Annotated in this window: 18 protein-coding genes and 2 riboswitches; of the genes, 1 reads left to right on the top strand and 17 read right to left on the bottom strand. The window is 44.7% G+C overall.

Annotated features, from left to right (window positions below):
* Positions 1-59 precede the first annotated feature (59 nt).
* From ACIRUQ_RS01495 to ACIRUQ_RS01470, 6 genes are all read right to left on the bottom strand, one after another.
* Positions 60-1,343 carry an O-acetylhomoserine aminocarboxypropyltransferase/cysteine synthase family protein gene (locus tag ACIRUQ_RS01495; protein ID WP_055290478.1) on the bottom strand — a complete coding sequence of 428 codons (1,284 nt, stop codon included), beginning with the start codon at positions 1,341-1,343 and terminating at the stop codon, positions 60-62.
* 27 nt (positions 1,344-1,370) lie between these two features.
* The gene (locus ACIRUQ_RS01490; RefSeq protein ID WP_021740381.1) at positions 1,371-1,985 is read right to left on the bottom strand and encodes an ECF transporter S component; all 615 of its coding nucleotides are present in this window, start codon (positions 1,983-1,985) and stop codon (positions 1,371-1,373) included.
* A gap of 22 nt (positions 1,986-2,007) precedes the next feature.
* Positions 2,008-3,594: an AarF/ABC1/UbiB kinase family protein gene (locus tag ACIRUQ_RS01485; RefSeq protein WP_055290477.1), complete on the bottom strand. Its 1,587-nt coding sequence runs from the start codon at positions 3,592-3,594 to the stop codon at positions 2,008-2,010.
* Between the two features lie 43 nt (positions 3,595-3,637).
* Positions 3,638-3,958, bottom strand: coding sequence for a phasin family protein (locus ACIRUQ_RS01480; RefSeq protein ID WP_055290476.1), 321 nt, complete (start codon positions 3,956-3,958; stop codon positions 3,638-3,640).
* 160 nt (positions 3,959-4,118) lie between these two features.
* A complete protein-coding gene (locus ACIRUQ_RS01475; RefSeq protein WP_022035109.1) occupies positions 4,119-5,228 on the bottom strand; it encodes a sulfotransferase in 1,110 nt (369 codons plus the stop codon).
* A gap of 21 nt (positions 5,229-5,249) precedes the next feature.
* Complete coding sequence (locus ACIRUQ_RS01470) at positions 5,250-6,428, bottom strand: transglutaminase domain-containing protein (protein WP_172679896.1); 1,179 nt, start codon at positions 6,426-6,428, stop codon at positions 5,250-5,252.
* Positions 6,429-6,603: 175 nt separating this feature from the next.
* On the opposite strand from ACIRUQ_RS01470, the gene ACIRUQ_RS01465 reads away from it, so the two are divergent.
* Positions 6,604-7,110 (top strand): DUF5721 family protein, encoded by a 507-nt coding sequence (locus ACIRUQ_RS01465; protein ID WP_055290474.1) that lies wholly within the window; start codon positions 6,604-6,606, stop codon positions 7,108-7,110.
* Here the strand turns inward: ACIRUQ_RS01465 and ACIRUQ_RS01460 are convergent.
* The 11 genes from ACIRUQ_RS01460 to ACIRUQ_RS01410 form a co-directional block, all read right to left on the bottom strand.
* Positions 7,103-7,561, bottom strand: coding sequence for a signal peptidase II (locus tag ACIRUQ_RS01460; RefSeq protein ID WP_055290473.1), 459 nt, complete (start codon positions 7,559-7,561; stop codon positions 7,103-7,105). The genes ACIRUQ_RS01465 and ACIRUQ_RS01460 overlap by 8 nt on opposite strands.
* Positions 7,558-8,973: a nickel insertion protein gene (larC, locus tag ACIRUQ_RS01455; RefSeq protein WP_022035113.1), complete on the bottom strand. Its 1,416-nt coding sequence runs from the start codon at positions 8,971-8,973 to the stop codon at positions 7,558-7,560. Before larC ends, ACIRUQ_RS01460 begins: the two co-directional genes overlap by 4 nt.
* Positions 8,974-9,299: 326 nt before the next feature.
* On the bottom strand, positions 9,300-10,988 hold the full coding sequence (locus tag ACIRUQ_RS01450; RefSeq protein WP_022035114.1) for a S8 family peptidase: 1,689 nt from the start codon (positions 10,986-10,988) through the stop codon (positions 9,300-9,302).
* A 150-nt stretch (positions 10,989-11,138) separates the two neighbouring features.
* Positions 11,139-12,065, bottom strand: coding sequence for a PhzF family phenazine biosynthesis protein (locus ACIRUQ_RS01445; RefSeq protein WP_022035115.1), 927 nt, complete (start codon positions 12,063-12,065; stop codon positions 11,139-11,141).
* A gap of 44 nt (positions 12,066-12,109) precedes the next feature.
* Positions 12,110-12,985, bottom strand: a complete 876-nt coding sequence (locus tag ACIRUQ_RS01440; protein WP_022035116.1) for a DMT family transporter — start codon at positions 12,983-12,985, stop codon at positions 12,110-12,112.
* Between the two features lie 3 nt (positions 12,986-12,988).
* The gene (locus ACIRUQ_RS01435) at positions 12,989-13,774 is read right to left on the bottom strand and encodes an OAM dimerization domain-containing protein (RefSeq protein WP_021740393.1); all 786 of its coding nucleotides are present in this window, start codon (positions 13,772-13,774) and stop codon (positions 12,989-12,991) included.
* A 3-nt stretch (positions 13,775-13,777) separates the two neighbouring features.
* A complete protein-coding gene (locus ACIRUQ_RS01430) occupies positions 13,778-15,331 on the bottom strand; it encodes a lysine 5,6-aminomutase subunit alpha (RefSeq protein ID WP_022035117.1) in 1,554 nt (517 codons plus the stop codon).
* A 141-nt stretch (positions 15,332-15,472) separates the two neighbouring features.
* Positions 15,473-16,729 (bottom strand): lysine 2,3-aminomutase, encoded by a 1,257-nt coding sequence (gene ablA / locus ACIRUQ_RS01425; RefSeq protein WP_021740395.1) that lies wholly within the window; start codon positions 16,727-16,729, stop codon positions 15,473-15,475.
* A 68-nt stretch (positions 16,730-16,797) separates the two neighbouring features.
* Entirely contained in the window at positions 16,798-17,838 is a 1,041-nt protein-coding gene (locus ACIRUQ_RS01420) for a hypothetical protein (RefSeq protein ID WP_021740396.1), read from the bottom strand.
* Between the two features lie 226 nt (positions 17,839-18,064).
* Positions 18,065-18,883 (bottom strand): 3-keto-5-aminohexanoate cleavage protein, encoded by an 819-nt coding sequence (locus tag ACIRUQ_RS01415; RefSeq protein ID WP_022035118.1) that lies wholly within the window; start codon positions 18,881-18,883, stop codon positions 18,065-18,067.
* An 84-nt stretch (positions 18,884-18,967) separates the two neighbouring features.
* Positions 18,968-19,144: riboswitch (Lysine riboswitch) on the bottom strand.
* Between the two features lie 62 nt (positions 19,145-19,206).
* Positions 19,207-19,587, bottom strand: a complete 381-nt coding sequence (locus ACIRUQ_RS01410; RefSeq protein ID WP_055290498.1) for a hotdog fold domain-containing protein — start codon at positions 19,585-19,587, stop codon at positions 19,207-19,209.
* A gap of 211 nt (positions 19,588-19,798) precedes the next feature.
* A riboswitch (Lysine riboswitch) is annotated at positions 19,799-19,973 on the bottom strand.
* Positions 19,974-20,015: the final 42 nt, after the last annotated feature.

Below are 20,015 nucleotides of genomic sequence, written 5' to 3'. Positions count from 1 at the left end.
TATAACATAACATCACTGTGTCCGTTTTCTTTTATTTCGTTCAGTTCCATTATATCCGTTTAGATGGCATCCAGAGCCTGTGCGAGATCTGCGATCAGGTCTTCCTTGTCTTCGAGACCACAGGACATCCGCACCAGTCCCGCCGGAATTCCGGCTGCCTCCAGCTGCTCATCTGTCATCTGGCGGTGTGTAGATGTCGCCGGATTCAGACAGCAGGTTCTTGCATCAGCCACATGTGTCTCGATGGCTGCCAGTTTCAGATGCTTCATAAATTTTTCTGCTGCTGCACGGCCGCCTTCCAGTTCAAAGGATACGACACCACAGCCACCCTTCGGCAGATATTTCTGTGCCAGTTCATAGTATTTGTCTCCCGGAAGTCCGCTGTATGTTACACGCACTACCTTTGGATGGTTTGCCAGAAATTCTGCCACAGCCTGTCCGTTTTCTACATGACGCGGCATACGCACATGCAGGGATTCCAGACCGAGATTCAGATAAAATGCATGCTGCGGAGACTGAATGCTTCCCAGGTCACGCATCAGCTGTGCCGTACATTTTGTGATAAACGCTCCAGCCTGTCCGAATTTTTCTGCATAAGTGATTCCATGATAAGATTCATCCGGTGTGCAAAGTCCCGGGAATTTGTCCGCATGTGCCATCCAGTCAAAATTACCGGAATCTACGATGGCTCCACCTACTGCAGCACCGTGCCCGTCCATATATTTTGTCGTGGAATGAGTTACGATATCTGCCCCCCATTTGAACGGATTACAGTTTACCGGTGTCGGGAACGTATTATCCACGATCAGCGGCACTCCATGTGCATGTGCTGCTTTTGCAAATTTTTCGATATCCAGAACTGTCAGTGCCGGGTTTGCAATCGTCTCACCAAATACAACTCTTGTATTATCCCGGAATGCTGCATTCAGTTCTTCTTCTGTGCAGTCTGGTGCTACGAATGTCGCTGTAATCCCCATTTTTTTCATTGTCACTTCGATCAGATTGAACGTTCCTCCATAAATAGCGGAAGACGCTACAATGTGGCTGCCACACTCGCACACATTAAATAGTGCGAAAAAGTTTGCTGCCTGTCCGGAAGATGTCAGCATTGCTGCGGTTCCACCTTCCATCTCTGCGATTTTTGCTGCTACCGTGTCATTGGTCGGATTCTGCAGACGGGTGTAAAAGTACCCGGTATCTTCCAGATCAAATAATCTGCCCATTGCCTCACTGGTTTCATAACGGAAGGTGGTGGACTGAACGATCGGAATCTGTCTCGGCTCACCGTTTCCCGGACGATATCCCCCCTGTACACAAGTTGTGTCTAATCTGTACTTACTCATTTTTTTGTTCTCCTTTTTCTATACTGTTTATTCGCTGCGTTTGTTCATCGTTAGGATCGGTACCAGATGATTGTATACCAAAAACGTAATGACCACGCTGATCATCGCCTTTACAAAAGTAAATGGCATATTGAAGACGATCAGACTTTGCAAGATGCTTTTTACTCCCGGAAAGATTGCCTGATAAGCGGCCAGGATCGTGTCTGCCGGCATGAAGTTATAATATACCGGATAAACCACAAAATAGTTCGATACCACACTGACCAAAGCCATTAAAATGGCACCCAGGACTGCTCCTCCACAGGCACTCTTTTTTGATTTCTTTTTCTTATATAATAATCCTGCCGGCAGGATAAATACTGCATTCAGAATAAAATTTGACAGTTCTCCGACTCCACCGGTAGATGTGACAGTCAGATGAAGCAGATTTTTGATCAGTGCGATGATAATACCACCTGCCGGACCAACTGCGAGACTTCCGATCAGTGCCGGGAAATCAGACAGATCCATTTTAATAAATACCGGCATCAGCGGAACACTGAATTCCATAAACATCAGTAAATAGGCGATTGCAGACAATACGCCCACGATCGCCATTTTCGCAATATTTGATTTTGCCGGTTTATTTGCTTTTGTTTTCATAACTTATAAATCTCTTTTCTCTCTATCGTTTTTTCTTTTTGGACCGAATATGACTGATAAACACCAGCGCAGTAAAAATAATGGCGAGGAAATAACCGATTGCGCCTAATGCCGGAATTCCCAGCAGTTTCGGTTCCATATTTGTGGTGCATATAATACTGGAACTGATCAGCAATGCCATAATCAGAAATCCCATAACCAGGCGCCGCACCAGTGCATTCAGCATCAGTGTCAAATCATCTGTGGCATGCAGATCCAGATTGATACTGGTCTGCCCATGCATATAACTGCGCAGCAGATCGGAAATATAGGACGGGATCTTAATCCCCTTCTGCAATGCCTGCCACACTTCCTTCGCACCAATGTGCAGTTCCTCTTTCATATTAGAAGTGGAAAACCGGTTTCCTGACATCCGTGCCGCCGCCACCTGCACCACATTGATATCCGGGGCGATTTCTGCAATGACACCCTCTATGGTTGTCAACCCGCGTACGAGCATGGTCAGACTGTGAGGCATGGATACTCTGTTTTCTTTCATAATATCCATCAGATCCTGCATCAGCGTTCCCATGTTCAGTCCGCCAAAATTTGCATTGCCATATTTGGTCAGCCAGTCTCCGATATCCGAATACAGCAGTTTCTGATCCGGCTTGTCATGAAAATCTCCCAGTGAAAGTACGGCTTCCACGATCAGACTCACATCATTCGTAGCCACTCCTTTGATCACTTTTCCTAACAACACCTGATCACGCTGAGAAAAACGTCCCATCATCCCCATGTCGATCCAGACAATTTTTCCGTCCCGGATACGCATGTTACCCGGATGTGGATCTGCATGGAAAAATCCGTCTTCCATTATCTGCTTCACATAGTTGTCTGCCATTTTAGATCCAATCTCATCCAGATCATAGCCCGCTTCCAGAAGTTTTTCTTTTTCATCTACTCCGATACCGTCAATGTACTCCATCACCAGCACCTGGGTGGTCGTATATTCCCGATACAGCATCGGGCTTGTGACAAATGCCACATTTTTGTTCAGTCGCGCAAACTCTTCCATGTTCGCAGCTTCTGCCAGGAAGTTCATCTCATCCTGTGCTACTACCCACATTTCATCCAGCACCTGATTCATATCCACCAGACCGGCCATATTGATTGGCGGCATCAGTTTGACAGCCCGATGCAAAAATGCGATGTCCCGGGACATGGTCTCGTAAATGCCCTTGCGTTGCACTTTTACTACTACTGTCTCACCGCTTTTCAACTTTGCTTTATGCACCTGTGCAATGGATGCCGAACCGATAGGAGTTTCCTGAATTTCTTCAAACACGTCCTCCAGCTTCGTACCGTAAGCATGCTCAATGACCTCACGGACTTCTGAAAATGGCATCGGTGTCACTTCCGATCTCAGACGCATAAATTCGTCACAGATTTTTTTCGGAAAAATATCAGAGCGCATGGACATAATCTGGCCCAGCTTAATATAAGTTGGGCCAAGATCCTCCAGGATAAGGCGCAGCTTTTCCGGCGTTACCCCCCTGGCAATTTGATGTTTGTGTATGACTGAAATTATTTCCCGTAAACGGGTTCCGTTTGATTCTTTTTCACTCATATTTTCCTATTATTTATTCCGGTAAAGCTGTCAAAAACACTCTCTACGCTTCGTCCGGTGCTTCCTCTTCATCATCCTGCGCTGCATCCGCAGCTTCTTTCTGGGCAATTGCTTCTTTCAGAGCTGCGATCTGCTCCGGGGACATTCCTTTTAATACATCAGCCGGATCTTTCTCTTCATCTTTTTTGAATGTCTGTTTTACATTATGCTTTAACTCCTCATTGAGCACTTTTCCCTGCTCAACCGTCAGTTCGCCTTTTTTAACCAGATCATCCAGAATTTCTTTGGATTTTTCTGCAGTTGTAGCTGCTGCGCCAATACCTGCCAATAAGATTTTTTTCATGCTGTCACTAATTTTTTCCATAATGAAATTCTCCTTTCTATCATACCTGCGGAACATCCCGCAACGTATCTTTTGATCCTAGAATAAAAGTATACACCAGATACTGTTATTTTGCACCTGTTTTATCTTATTTTTTTGTGATGGGTCAGCCCTGTTACTGTTCTCACGTAACACTGCAACGTTACTTCTGCATCTCGTATCCATAATGTTCAAAATAAAATCCGAGTTTTGCATTGATCTTATCCCGCAGCCGCGGTGTCAGTTCAAATTTGTTCTTTTTGTAATTCTTCTGACTCTCCAGATATGCGTCAAAGTAAGGTTTTGCCTCCTCAAATCCGTCAATCCCCAGATGTTCATAGATCAGCTTTACATATCCCTTCGGATCCTTGCAGAAATCCTCATATTTGATATCGATATGATCCTCCGGCGGCATTTCTTCCAGTTCCCGGAATGCTTTCTTATAAATGCGTTCGAACAGATCAATCGTCACGTCCTCGATCACTTCATATGGTGCCGGATCATTCAAGCAGAACAGCCCCATCTCCTTGGTAAACATATTGATGGTGGACATGACAACAGTGTACGGATTTCGGTAAATATTGATGAATTTTGCACCCGGATAGCAGCGCTTCAGGGCACCGATCCTGCAGGTATTCTCCGGGCTTTTCAGTAAAAGCTGTCTGCCGCCATACAGATATGTGACCTTCTTCAGAATGTAATCATAGGCTTTACGCCATTCCTGCTGCCGCTTTTCATCCTGTTCATCAATAAAAGCTGTTTCAATGTATTTGACACCATTGCCGCCATCCGGGAATACCAGCATATGGCTGATGGCCTGCGTAGAAATCGTTGCCTGGGCAAATACTTCCTCCATCGGAAGATCCAGTGTATATTCCAAATTATCCATCGGCCGCGCTCCCTGCAGCAGTTTTTTCTGAGCTTTTGCAAGGATTCCTTTCATGAAAATACAATTGCTGAACGTCACGGTACGCACCGGATCAAACCATCCAAACTGTGGATCCCTGGTCAGCAGATTCTGTAAAAATGTCGTTCCGGAACGCCAGTAACCAACGATATATACCGGATCTTTTTTTATCTTTGTCCGCTTGATCGGAACATAAAACACCAGCCATTCCAGAAATGCGGGAATTGCCAGAATGGAAGAAACCGCCGTGATCAGCCGCACCTGGCCTTTATTTTCCTCTGTGATCGGATTGCTTCGCTTCAGGCGGATCCAGTTGTCCAACCGGCAGCCCATCAGATTGTGTGATAGATTGATCTTTTTTCCCATAGTATCTTGCACTTCCTTTTTCTAATAATCATATACAATGAAAAGAACACAGCCCTCGATATCTTCCATATAATGAAAACTCTGAAGTCCCGGACAGTATTTTGCGATTCCGTATTCTTCCACAAAATACTGCATGGCCTGTTCATACAGATCTACACTGGCAAATTTTACCTGCATCATTTCTTCTCTGTTATTATATGCAGTTCCAAACAAAGCCCCGATAACATCCTGATTCCATTCGGTAATATAACGGCCTTCGTGCACATAATAATTATCTTTTACCGCTGTACATTCCGGCAGCGGAATCCTGCTGTCCGGTGTATGGGACTGCATAATATCTGCTGTGGCAGCCCCGAAATAATTGTAGTCCACATATTTGGAAAGCACAGATTCTTTCTGTTCCGACTGCCGGGACAGATACTGGGAATTGCCCCAGGTAGTATCCATATAATAATATGCTCCGTCCAGCTGCACCAGATTCCATGCATGCGGTCCGTCACTGACATTTCCGATGACTGTCGTACAGGAAACCCCCAGTTTTTCCAGCAGATACTGCGTCGCATAGGCATATCCCTGACAGATGGTTTCATGATTCAGAAAAGCACTGATGATGTTCTGGTTATCTGCGGAATCTTCCACATAATCCACTTCGTCGATGAGTTTTTTAAACACATACAGCGCTTTTTCATAATCACTGCCCTCTTTCGGTGCATCCGCCAGCATCCGGTCCGCTTCCTTATCAATCGCCTTCTGTGTCTTTTTCTGTTCTGCCGCTGTCATGCTGTATTCCGGTGTGATTTCAATGGCTGTGATCTCATCGTCCCTGCTGTATGTCACATAGGAAAACTGCTTCAGCCAGAACAGATCACAGTAATCATACCGCACCGCCAGATATGCAAGCTCCATCTGCTCCACATCTGTGGTAGCAATCTGTACTTCCTTTTTTCGATGTACGATCGCATATAAGATTTCGTCATATACAAGTTTCGTCGCATCATCCAATGTGTTGTACGCATATTTGTCCTGCGAAACCGTCTTTACCTGCAACGGATTGTTCCCGGTAACCATTTTTTCCACCCGGTCTGCCACTTCCGTCATATCCGTTTTTTTGCCTCCGCAGCTTCCAAGCACCAGTACCATACAGCTGATGAGCAGCACAATGCCCATCCGTCTGTAAACACACATTTTTTTCTTTCTCACTCAGTTGTCCCCGTTCTTTCTATCATAGACAGCACAGACACTCACGATGTTCACACGCACCATGAGTGAACTGTAACCCATCTTTGTTATTGCTTTTTTTTCTGTTCACTTTTATAATAGATCTTAAATGGTTATCATACCACAATCATACATTTTTGTGAACAGGAGATTCCGCATGATTGCATTGAAACTCACCGAGATCGGTACTTTTATCAATAAACTGTTAAAGGACGGCATGTGTGACCATTTTCTGCTTCAGGAAGCAGTGATCACCCAGGCTGCCACTTATACCATCGATGGCTCGTTCCATCCGGATTACTATGAACCGGAAGAACTGGACACGCTGCATCTGCAGGATCTGTCCTACCTTCCGTTTTCCCTGCTGCGGCCGAGCTGCCTGAAAATAATGCAGGGCAAAAAGAAACCCTTGTTTTTTAAGTTCGTATTTCTGCTTTCCCCGAAAAACCAGGAAAAGACTATCACACGTTCCGGCACCGATTTTACATCCAAAGATATCAGCGGTATGTATGTGCATTTCACTTATAAAAATGAAGTGCTGACCTGTACCACAGGTATATCCTACCGGCTGTTTTCCCTGGACAAGTCTTTGGAACAGGAATGGGACCGGCTCGTTCAGGTATTTCTGCGTCAGAATGGCATCGCTGCGGAAGCGGTCAGCTGACCGCTTCTGCCAGCTCCCGGAAAAATAAGACTGCTGTTCCGGCAAAGATACACAGATCCGCGACGTTATAGATAAGTTTTCTCAAACAGGCCAGCGGCACACGAAACTGCAGGTAATCTGTCACATATCCATGTACAAACCGCTCCAGCAGATTAGCCAGTCCACCGCCAAGAATCAGGGCAAGACCCCATTTTCCTGCCTTTTCTCCTTTCAATGTCAGCAGGAACAAAAATACCACCGCAAGAAAACTCACCACCACAACGCCAATGATTTTTACCAGCATCGGACGTTTTCTTAACGTATCATTTGCCATACCATAATTGTGATATTTTCGCAGACGGACACCACATTTTCCCCATTTCTGTCCATCTTCTTCCACATTTTGATTGATGTACCGGCGGATCAACAGCTCCGCCAGACAGATTGCCACAATCACAGCTACATAGATCATGTCGTCTCTTCTCCTTTTTCATTCTTTCCGGATAGTTCCAGTTCTATACTGCGATATACGTCACGGAATGGCAGTCCGGTGCTTCGTGCAATCGCTGCCACACTGTCATATTCCAGTGTCAGCACCTTTCCCTGCTCTTTCTGCAGACGTTTTACTGCCACTTTGCCAAAGGAACTTTTTTTCTGGTCAGTCTCCCGGTGCAGGATGCTCCGCTGCATAATTGCATGTCGGATTCCGATAGCTGTCGTTTCCGCAAAAATGATCTGCTCCATCCGTTCCTGGTCATCCGGATGGCACAATACCGTCAGCAGATACGCCGGCCGGTTTTTCTTCATATAAATTGGCATATAGCTGACATCCCGTGCCCCTTCCCGCATGAGACGTTCCATCGTATAACCAAGCACTTCTCCGCTGCAGTCATCAAGATTGCATTCCAGTTTGCAGATCTCATCTGCGGAAGTCCATGCAGATACATCCATTCTTCTGTACCTGTCAGCGTCTGTACACACTGCTCCCTCAGAATATACCGCAAAATCTTCTGATACTGTTTTTACCTGTCCTGTTTCATGATCCGGCTGTCCTGATTTCACAGCTTTTCCGGGTACATTTTGATCTGATCCTGGTTCTGATCTTTGTTCTTCCTTTTCCACAGATTTGAGTGGTATGAATTTGGGCTCTGCCGAATCCGGCGTCAGTAATTCCAGTTCCGCCCTCTTTGGTGTCAGAACCTCCGGTCTCATCTGTCTGGCCACAGAATTTCTGCGGAGCAGGACGACACGAAGGCGGGCCGGCTCTCCTTCCGAAGATACACCGTTTCCGACTCCCTGACTGATCATCTGATACTGTTTCGGCAGATGACGTACAATTTTACACGCTGCCAGCAGTGCCGCTGCTTCCGGTGTTACCCAGGCTCCATCCCGCTCCATCCGTTGCAATGCAATACCTGTATCCATCAGAATGTACAGTGTCTCCGGCAGCGGCACCTGTTTTTTGCCATCCTGCGTTGTGATACATTCAAATCCTTCATATAATACCGGGCAGATCACCTCACCGATCTGCAACTGTTCCATTCCGATTGCTGTGGTCATCATCGCGATCACACCGTCAAAATCTCTTTTGGAAAAACGAAGTTCTTCCGGTTCCACATGTTCCACCGTTGCTTTTGCATTCAGCCAGATCCCGTATGCACGGGCAAATAGTCGTTCCGCATCCGCAGGCAGGGCAAACTCATGGATCCGTTCCTGCATATTGTGAAGCATCTCCTGTCTTGCTGCTTCGGAGCAGGACAGTTTCCGCAGTCCGACCACCAGTTTTCTCGCAGCTTTTCCCTCCGGCATCAAATCCAGCAATGCTTCTGTCAGCATCCGGGCACTCAGCCCCTCATAACATTCTATATAAATACTCTGTTTCATTTGTATAACCTCGCTTCCACCATTTATTTCCGGTTTCTTATGCTGCTTTTAGTATAAGATAAAATGTAAAAAAACGCTAACATTTTTTGTACACCGGCACAATACCCAAGCAAAATTGTATGATTACCTTTTGGTGATGGATAAATTGCATAATTTCGCAAGAAAAATTTATGAATCATTGTGAACACTTATGCACGCACATTTGCTATTATAATAACTCTAAAAACCCCCAATACATTATAAGTTTTTTGCTACCCCCATAGTAAAAAATACCTTCTCCTTAAAAGACAGCCGTTCGGATTTGGCTGTCTTTTTTTTGTATTTTTTCAGAGTTCTCTCAACCGCAACAGTGCATCATACACGTTCAAGGTACCATATCCATACACGGGGCTTGGATAAACACGTTCCTCGTCCCGTCCGGCACCACGGATCAGCAGGTTTTTCAATTCTGTCGTATTCAGATAGCGCATATTATTTTCCACGATCCCCCACTGAAACATCTGAGCACAGGCTCCTGCCGTCAACGCTGCACTGATGCTTGTTCCGCTGCGCAGTTCATACTGATCTGGCAGCACCGGACCGGTCACATTTACACCGGGAGCGATCAGATCCGGTTTTACGGCATTCAAACCGGAAAATCCCCGTCCGGAATCCGGATAAATACTCCCGCCCACTGCCTGATAAGCCCCTGCTGTAATCGCTACCCGGGACATGCCTGGCATCGTGATCGTTGTATCCGGACTGGAGCGCAGGAAAAATACCTCACCACTTAAAAATGCAGACAGAGGCAGCCAGCAGCATATGTTTCCGCTGAGTACCAGATCCCCCTGTACTTCCACACTCCAGATTCCGGCAAGTGGGTTTTCAAATCGCAAACTGATCAGCTGCATGCTGTTTCGTGTTCCAACGATGGCATATTCCACCGTCAGCCGTGTCTGTTCAAATAAAAATGTATACGCTTGCCTGCTTCCGGGGTACACCACAGTCTTCGGAAACCGTTCTCCCGTAGGTGAAATGACGGAAACCTGATAAATCTCAGGAACCGTGCTCCACATTTCCATCTGAAACCCGCGCACCCGTTCTTCCACAGACAACTCAATGATTTCTGATCCGCCCTGTATCACATTCCGCTTTTCATGGTGTCTCTGGTTTGCCTCATTCCCAGCTGCAACCACCACCGCCCTCTGCCGTCTGCGTCCCAGTTCATCGCACTGTACCGACAATGGCTCCTCTCCCGTATGATTTCCAAGACTGCCACCCATTCCGATACAGACCACCAGCGGAAGCTGTCGTTCATAAGCAAAACGATTCAGCCAGGCGAGTCCCAGCATCAGATCATTTTCCTGATAGCATTCCACGCCATCTGCTATAAAATAGTAGTCCCGCAGATACTTTTTTGCCTGCTTGCACTTTACAACTGCGATGTGTGCCAGCGGCGCCGCTCCGGAAAACTCTGCCCCTGCATCCGCACTTCCACAGGCAACCCCTGCCAGAAAAGTTCCATGCCCACTTTCGTCCCGCTCCGGTACAATGCTCTGCGGCTGTTCCGCCTGCAGCGCGGCATTGATCTCCTCTTCCCCATAAAAAGCACCATACACCATTCCATTTGGCGGAGGACCTTCCATCTGTGTCTGATCCCAGATACCAAGGATTCGTGTACTTCCATCCACATTTCGAAAAGCCGGGTGTTCATAATTGATCCCGGTATCCACAAACCCGACCAACACACCCTGTCCCTGCAAATCCAATGCTGCCGGATTCTGCAACCGTATCATCCCACTGACTTCCAACGCAGTCATATCCATAGGTGTCAGGCAGTGCGGTATCGTCAGATACGGATAATCCTGCAGATTCAGCTCCGGTGCCCGTTCCCTTCTGTAAAAGCCAATATCATAAGTGTCATCCACTTGTTGGATACACTCCGGGGCTCCCATAGAATAACCGCCGATATAATCCAGGATCAGATCATAATACTCATTTGAATAGACTGCTTTTTTACAAAGTTCCTCGTCCAACCTGTGTCTCCCGAAAACTTAATTGCTTATTTTTAATAAAATATGCAATGCCAGTGAAAACGTTTCTCTCAAAATCCTATCAAATGAAAAAGAACGTACCAAGGGAAAATTAGTTACTTTTCCTGGTACGTTCTTTTGAAGATTTTACCTTTATATATTCAAATGGATTCCTTCCCGGCAGATCACTCCACAACCGCCAACCCATATGGTTGGTTTTCCATCTGCCATCCGCACTTTCGTATAGACTTTTGACGGACGATGCATGTGCTCTCCCTGAAGGAAACAATTCATCTGATTTACCTGAATCATTCCTTTTTGATACAGATAATAGGTCAATCCACCGTTCGATGTTCCGGTCGCACATTCCTCCGGAATATCATACAACGGTGCATAATTACTGCAATATGCTGTAATTTGTTCTGTTTTCGGCAGATTCAGACAGGACATATGTACCCCTACCACATCCAGTTCTTCTGAAATTCTGCTGATTTCTTCTTCATGCTGCACAGCCTGCAGCAGGTCATCCCTGCTTTTGACGCACACATGAATATCTCGCAAACCTGATTTCACGATACGGACTTCCATCGTTTCATCCAGAGCTGTTACGTCAAGCTCATACGCATCACAGATACGTTGCACCATCTTTGGTTCCAGCTTCTGCTGAAGCTCCGGTGCATCCATTTCCATCCAGATGATTCCCTCCGAAACTTCCACCGTCAGCTGCGCTTCGGTTGTGACCAGCTCATACACACCATCTCCAATCACACCTTTCTGATACAGATACGAAAAAGATGCGATTGTTGCATGACCACACAACGGAACCTCCGCTGCCGGAGTAAAATACCGAATGGCAAAACTTCTGTCATTCAGACGAGTGATAAATGCGGTTTCAGAGAAATGCAGCCTGGCTGCGGCCTGTTGCATCTGTTCATCAGTCAAATGCTCCGGCTTTTCCCCGTCGTAATCCTGATGCCGGTTCTGTTCTTTTAAACAGAGCTCTTCATTCAAATATACGACACCTGCGGGATTTCCTCCCTCCGGATGTTCCGAAAATCCATTGACTACATTTACTCTCATGGTTTCCTTTTATCTTCCCTTTCCATTCTTTTCTTCCGGAGTTCTCACCTTTTTTTGCTTCCCCTGCTGGCAAAAAACTCGGAAATAATCGAAGAAGCTACAATCACTGAACCACCGACAACCAATTGCCAGTATAATGGATCTCCCAACATAAGCACTGCCAGCAATGTGGCGAATACACTCTCAAAGGATAATAATATACCGCTTGTTGTGGTAGATACCCGCTTCATACCGTACAGACACAGGAAATATGGAATGATAGAGCAGAAAATTGCCAGGAAGAAAAATGCACCAAATGGCAATGCTATGGTACCGATCACCTTAAAGCTTCCGCTGAACAGTGTTGCAATCCAGGCAAGTACTGCCACCGTTCCCATCTGTGTCAGATTCAACAGCCAACCATCATACTGTTTACTGAATTTCGACGAGTATACAATATGTACGGCATAGGAAAGTGCACATCCGGCACTGAGCAGATCACCTTTATTAAAGGAATCCAACCCATTTGCCAAGAGAAGACAGATTCCAACCATACAGATTACAGATGCAAGTACATCGCTGCCTGTCGGTTTTTTTCTTCTTATAATAAGATACACGATCGGAAGTATTATAATATAAGAAGCTATAATAAACGATGACTTGGAAGCCGATGTATACTGAAGTGCAACTGTAAATAAAAAGAATTCAAAAAACATTGCGGTTCCCATTTTCATTCCTGAAAACAGGAGATCTTTTGTGTAATGTTTGAATTTAGGTATACATATTACTGCAAGTATGATTGCAGCAAATGAAAATCGAAATGCAAGTAATACAGAAGGTGGCACTTCGGCCACCAACTGTTTTACGGCTATGTAAGCGGTGGCCCACAGAAATGCAGAGGCCACGAGGGCCAAGCACCCTATGAGACGACCTTTTTTCATGATTTATTTAAATCCTCTCTTAACCATGTCTGTTACTGCAAATGTTGCAACATCATCTGCATATTTACCAGCACCAAAACCGGCATCATAACCAAGTTCTTTTGCAAGTTCATGTGTAATACGTGCACCACCACAGCAAACGATATATTTATCACGAAGTCCCTCAGCCTCAAGAAGCTCGATCAGATTTGTTAAGTTCTGAATATGAACATCTTTCTGAGTAACAGTCTGAGATACCAGCAGTACATCTGCATGTAACTCTTTTGCTTTCTCGATAAATTCTTCGTTTGGAATCTGAGATCCAAGGTTATATGCCTCGATCATCTCATAACGCTCCAGACCATAATGTCCGGCAAATCCTTTTCGGTTCATAACTGCATCGATACCTACGGTATGAGCATCTGTACCTGTGGAAGCACCTACTACTACGATCTTTCTGCCGAAGTGCTCTTTGATATATTCATTCACTTCATCCATAGACATTGTCTCTTCTTCTACTGTCTGTACATGGATATCCGTGTAGTTTACTGTGTGAACGCAGCTGCCGTAGCAAACGTAGAATGTAAATTCTGTATCCAGAGCATGGTGATATGCTACGTTGACATCTTCCAGTCCCATCAGTTTGCAAAGCTGTCTTGCTGCTTCTTCTCCGCGCTCATCATCTTTGATCGGTAATGTAAAGCTTAACTGCATTTTACCATCATTCATGGTGTCGCCATACGGTTTGATTTTGGTCAGATCCAGAGTTGTATCGAAATCTGCCTTGCTCATATTGTAAAGTCCACTCATCGCTTAGACCTCCTTTTTCATCAGAGTAATAAACGGGTTGAAGTAATTATCATCTTTTACTACAACGCCATCCAGACCTTTTCCGCCATCTTTCGGACGTTTAATGTCTGCGAAAATACCCTGTTCCAGTGTTGCAAACAGACCCTGATGCTCAATCTCTACAAGCAGGTCAGTTGCTTTCTGAAGTACTTCATTAGCACGTGACTGAATGATTCCGCCCTCTTTGAATTCAAGCTCTGAGCCGAAATCTTTCATTGTACGGAAAATATACTGTGCATTCTCGATAGCCAGTGCACGGTCTGACATAAACGGTGTATGGATTGCTTCTGTCATCATACCAAGTAAGTGAAGTCTCTGTCCTGTCATAATGGTTACTGCATTAAATAATGCATCCTGTACATGACCACGGAAAATATTACCTGTCATAAACTTTGTAGGCGGCATGTATTTTAACGGTGCTTTCGGGAAGATCTCTCTAGCCATCTGCGCCTGTGCTAACTCATACAGGAATCCATTCTCTACATCCGGTGAAATCTCGAATGCATGTCCAAGACCCTGCTGTTCTTCCGGCAGACCAGCCATTAATGCAAACTGCTCATTCAGGAACTGAGAAGCAAGTACAGTATGTGCTTCTTCTACAGCATCAGCAGTTGTCAGGTAGTTATCCTCACCTGTGTTAATGATAACGCCGGCAAAACCATTGATGATACGTGAGAAATACTGGTCAACCAGTGTTCTCTGCATGTTGATATCACGGAACAGGATACCATATAAAGCATCGTTCAGCATAACATCCAGACGCTCTAAAGCTCCCATTGCTGCGATCTCCGGCATACATAATCCGGAACAGTAGTTACAGAGACGGATATATCTGTTTTCTTCCTCTCCTACTTTATCAAGGGCTGCTCTCATGAGACGGAAGTTCTCCTGTGTCGCATAAGTACCACCAAAACCTTCTGTAGTTGCACCATATGGTACATAATCCAGTAAGGACTGTCCGGTTGTACGGATAACTGCGATGATGTCAGCTCCCTGTTTTGCGGCTGCAACAGCCTGTGTAATATCTTCATAAATGTTACCTGTAGCAACGATCAGATAAAGGAACGGACCCTCTTTATCTCCACCGAAGGACTCCAGATACTCATTTCTTTTTGCTACATTTCCTGATACTCTCTCTGTGGTAGCTTCTGCGATCGGCCAGATAGCCGCTTTGATTTCGTCTAAGGAAGCAACCGGAAGTTTTGTCAGATCTACTTCTCCGCTGCTTACTTTTTCAGCGATTTCCTGTGGTCCTACACCAAGTGCAACCATTGCATTTCCTACATAAAATGCAACACCACCGGAAAGCACTCCTTTTTCTTTCAGATGATCCACTACTACGTTTGGAAGTGGAACCTCTACTTCATTAACACCGTCAATTCCTAACAGACGGCAAACAGCTCTTTCAACTGTAACTGTTGTATGTTCATCGATAAAAGCCTGAACATCTGCAGCAACCTTATGTGCACTTGCTCTTGCTTTTGCGATTAATTCCTGGTTTAATCCAAGTTTGCTCATACTTGAAAAACTCCTTTCATCTCGGTATTAAGTATCATGTCAGGCTATTTTTCACGCCATCTGTACTTAGGGTGAAAAGCAGGGAAACCCGAAGGTCTCCCGCTCTTCCATTGTTTTATGGTTTTATTATTCTATGAATGCTTAGTGATGATCACTGTGACGACGAACACGTGCCAAATCAGCCGGTTCAATTGTCATCTGCAGACCCTGCTCAAGTGCTGCTACACCAACAACGTTTGCTTTTCTCTTTCCGGTACATACATCACATGTGCAATGTGGCTCATAATGTGCCGGCTCTGTATATGTTGTAATAACACCTTCGTAGTTACGAAGAATAACTTTACCAGGTGTCTGAGAAATAACGTAGTTCGGCATAACTGGTGTTTTTCCACCACCGCCCGGTGCATCAACAACGAATGTCGGTACTGCATATCCGGATGTATGACCACGAAGTCCCTCAATGATCTCGATACCTTTGGAAACCGGAGTACGGAAGTGCTCTAATCCAAGAGAAAGGTCACACTGGTAAATGTAGTAAGGACGTACACGAATCTGTACTAATTTACGAACCAGGTCTTTCATTACATGTACACAATCATTGATGCCTGCTAATAATACAGTCTGGTTTCCTAACGGGATACCTGCGTCAGCAAGTCTTGCACATGCAGCTGCAGACTCTTCTGTAATTTCGTTTGGATGATTGAAGTGTGTGTTTAACCAGATTGGATGATATTTTTTCAGCATGTTGCACAGTTCCGGAGTGATACGCTGTGGCATAACAACCGGTGTTCTGGAGCCGATACGGATAATCTCAACATGAGGAATCGCACGTAACTGGGAGATGATATACTCAAGTCTCTCATCACTGATCAGTAATGCGTCACCACCGGATAACAGTACATCACGTACTTCCGGATGATTACGGATATACTCTAAGCACTGCTCTACCTGATCAGTCGGTACGGAACCATCTTTCTGTCCTGCGAAACGTCTTCTTGTACAATGACGGCAGTACATGGAGCACTGATCTGTTACAAGGAACAGAACACGGTCCGGATAACGGTGTGTCAGTCCCGGTGCCGGAGAATCTGTATCCTCATGCAGCGGATCTTCCAGATCTGCAGCAGAACGATGAAGCTCTTTCTCTGTCGGGATTGCCTGTTTACGAACCGGATCTTCCGGATCAGTCGGATCGATCAGAGATAAGTAATACGGTGTAACAGCCATACGAAGTGTGCTTAAGCATTTTGCAACGCCTTCTTCTTCTTCAGCTGTCAGTGTCATGTATTTTTTCAGGTCTTCCACAGTCTCTACTCTGTTTTTTACCTGCCAGTGCCAATCATTCCATAATTCGTCTGGAACATCTTTGAATAATCCGAATTCTCTGCTTTTTCTCATGGTTTTATATCTCCTCTTGATATTTACAATATAGTTTTTGTTTCCCCAATTTTTTTATTTTCTTTAAATTATACATATTTCTGATCGAACAAGTTGCGGATTGCTTCGTTCTCTCTTAACTCCTGAAGTGTGATCTCTGCATGGCCTTTTGTATATCCATTACCGATGATCATATCAACGTCTTTTCCAACACCCTCTGCACCAAGAGCTGCTTTTGTAAAGCTTGTAGCCATGGAGAAGAAGTATACAATACCACCGTCATGAACCGGAAGGATTGCGGACATCTCGCAGTTATTTACGTTTACACAGCAGATAGATACATCATACTCTTTGCCGTCATTTGCTGCTAAAGCTTTCTCTAATACGTCTACCGGAAGTGCTGCACTTGCCTGGAATGCTTTGTGGCAAACACCGAGTTTTAATAACTCATCTACACCATCCTGGCTGTAATCCATAGCTACAACACGGCCTGTCGGTCCAACACGTTTCATAGCTTCGTAGCAAACCAGTGTACCGGATTTTCCAGCACCACCAAGAACCAGAACGCTCTGACCCGGTTTTACTAATTTAGCTGTCTGAGCAGGTGCTCCAGCTACGTCTAATGCTGCCAGTGCAAGCGGCTCGCTGATGTCATCCGGAAGTTTTGCATATAATGCGCTCTCGAATAATACAGCCTGGCCTTTAATATCAACACGATCGATTTCCGGATGGATCTCGATGATCTCATCAATTTTCAGTGGTGTCATGGATAAAGATACTAAGGAAGCAATTTTATCGCCAACTTTGATATCCAGATCTAAGTCTTCACCGATATAAGCAACTTTACCGATGAACATTCCGCCGGATCCTGTTACCGGATTCTGCATTTTACCACGCTCGTTAACGATTCCCAGAATCATCTCTTTGATTTTCTCTATATCACCACCACATGCCTCTTCGATCTGTGTGAAGGAAGCAGAGTCGATATTTAAAGAAATAACATCACAGATAATCTCGTTAGAGTATTTTTTTGTCATGTCGTTATCAATTTTCAGAGCTGCCTGTGTCAGAACGCCCTGCGGCTCAATTACACGATGAATTCCGTATTTGTCACCTACTAATTTTCCCATTGTTTTCTCCTCCTAAAAATCATTCTTTCCTTATTATAATGTTACATGAAAAACAATTTCCCCAAACTGTTTTTCAGTTTGAATCACGTTTTGTTTATCTGTAAAAGGATCCAGTTGCTTTGCAATCGTATGTCAGGGTTTTTAACATTTTCATAACCGAATCCCTTTTACATTCCTTCTAACATGAATTCCCGGATATATACCGGTCTTTTTCATTCCTCTCAGATTATTTCAAACCTAAGATTTCTCTTGCTTCTGCCGGAGTTGCTACCGGTCTGCCAAGCTCTTTTGCAAGTCTTACTACTTTCTCAACCATCTCTCCGTTGGAAGCTGCAAGTTTGCCTTTTTCAATATAAACATTATCTTCGAAGCCGACTCTTACATGTCCGCCCATCAGAATTCCCATTGTTACCATCGGATACTCAAATCTGCCGACACCGGATACAGTCCATGTGGAACCTGCCGGAATACTGTTTGCCATAAAAAGCAGATCTCTTGGTTCTCCGGAGATACCTCCGTTTACGCCCATTACAAAATCAAAATGCATTGGTGCTTTGATGTATCCTTTTTTATGAAGACGGATTGCCATGTCAACCATGCCTTTGTCGAATACTTCGATTTCAGGTTTGATTCCGTACTCGTTCATTGTATTTGCAAAATCAATGATCATATTTTCAGTATTTACGAAAATCTCATCACCGCCGAAGTTACATGTTCCGCAGTCAAGTGTTGCCATCTCCGGTCTTAAAGTTGTCGGAGCCAGACGTTCTTCGTTACTCATACCAACTGCGCCCCCAGTAGATGGCTGAATGATCACATCCGGACAAACTTCCTTAATTGCATTGATGCAAGCTTCGAAACGTTCCTTGCTCTGTGTCGGTGTTCCATCATCTTCTCTTACATGAAGATGAATAATGGAAGCTCCCGCATCGTAAGCGCTTTTTGCTTCTTTTGCAATTTCCTCTACTGTATATGGAACTGCCGGGTTATGCTCTTTTGTAACCTCAGCGCCACAGATACAAGCAGTGATAATTAATTTTTCCATAGCGTTTACCTCTCCTCTTCTTTTTCCCAATACATTATATAAAACATAAAGGGCGCTATTCACCGAAGTGCTTTTAACTGACTTCTGATGAATAGCGCCCCACGTTTTCACATGACAGTGCAAAAGCTGTCCGCCTTTGCCCCAAGTCCTTCTCCCATTACAGATCCGGTCTTTCGGCGATCCACCCCTTCACAGACAACCTTGGAAATAATGTTCCTTATCATTTGCTGCTACCCGGTAAACCGCGCCTCTATTTGATATTATGTAATTTTTGATATTATGCTGAAATACTGATTTTTTCTGATTAAAAGTTCTTCTGTAAATTACTTACGCTGTTTGTCTTTCGGAACAACACATGTTCCGCTTGCGCGGCATACAACGATCGGCTCTTCCAGAACGTCACATGCGGAATCATTGATGTCAGGTCTCGGAGCGATCACTTTACGTGCCTCGAATACCATTTTTCTAGATGTGTTTCCAACAGATACGATCTCACCGACAGCCTCGATATAATCGCCTGCAAATACAGGTGCCATGAACTCTACTTCATCGTAAGCTTTGAACAGTCCCTCATCTCCATCATTTAAGATAAGAAGTTCTGTAGCTACATCTCCGAATAAACCAAGCATTCTTGCTCCGTCTACCAGGTTTCCGCCGTAGTGTGCATCATGTGCGCTCATTCTCAGTCTGATTACTGATTTCATGTTTTCCATTTTTCTTCCTCCTATAATACCTTCTGATGTGTGTTTTATGTTTCTTGCGAAACCGTCAACCATTAATAAGTACCTGCTGCAAATGCAGCTAATACATATTGTATAGCGCTCCACGCATCATGGATATTTAGAAAAAAGAGTGGTTTTAGGTAAAAAAATACTATTAACAAATCAATTTCCGCTTTTAAATTAGGTGCTCCGATTTGCTAATAGTGCTCCATGATATCATGACAGTACAGAAACTGTACGTCTCTGTCCCAAGCAAAGACTCAATCACGAATCATTGCTTTCGGCAACTTACTCCTTCATCTACATCATTGGAAGTGATCTTCCTTGGCATCTGCGATTACCCAATAAGCTGCGCCTCTATTGTCTGCAATATGTTGTTGTTTGTTGATATATGCATGTTACCACCTGGT

The organism is Eubacterium ramulus, from assembly GCF_045002895.1.
GTDB classification, from domain to species: Bacteria; Bacillota; Clostridia; order Lachnospirales; family Lachnospiraceae; genus Eubacterium_I; species Eubacterium_I ramulus.
The sequence above is the reverse complement of the archived record's forward strand: the minus strand, read 5'-3'. Positions and strand labels throughout refer to the sequence as shown.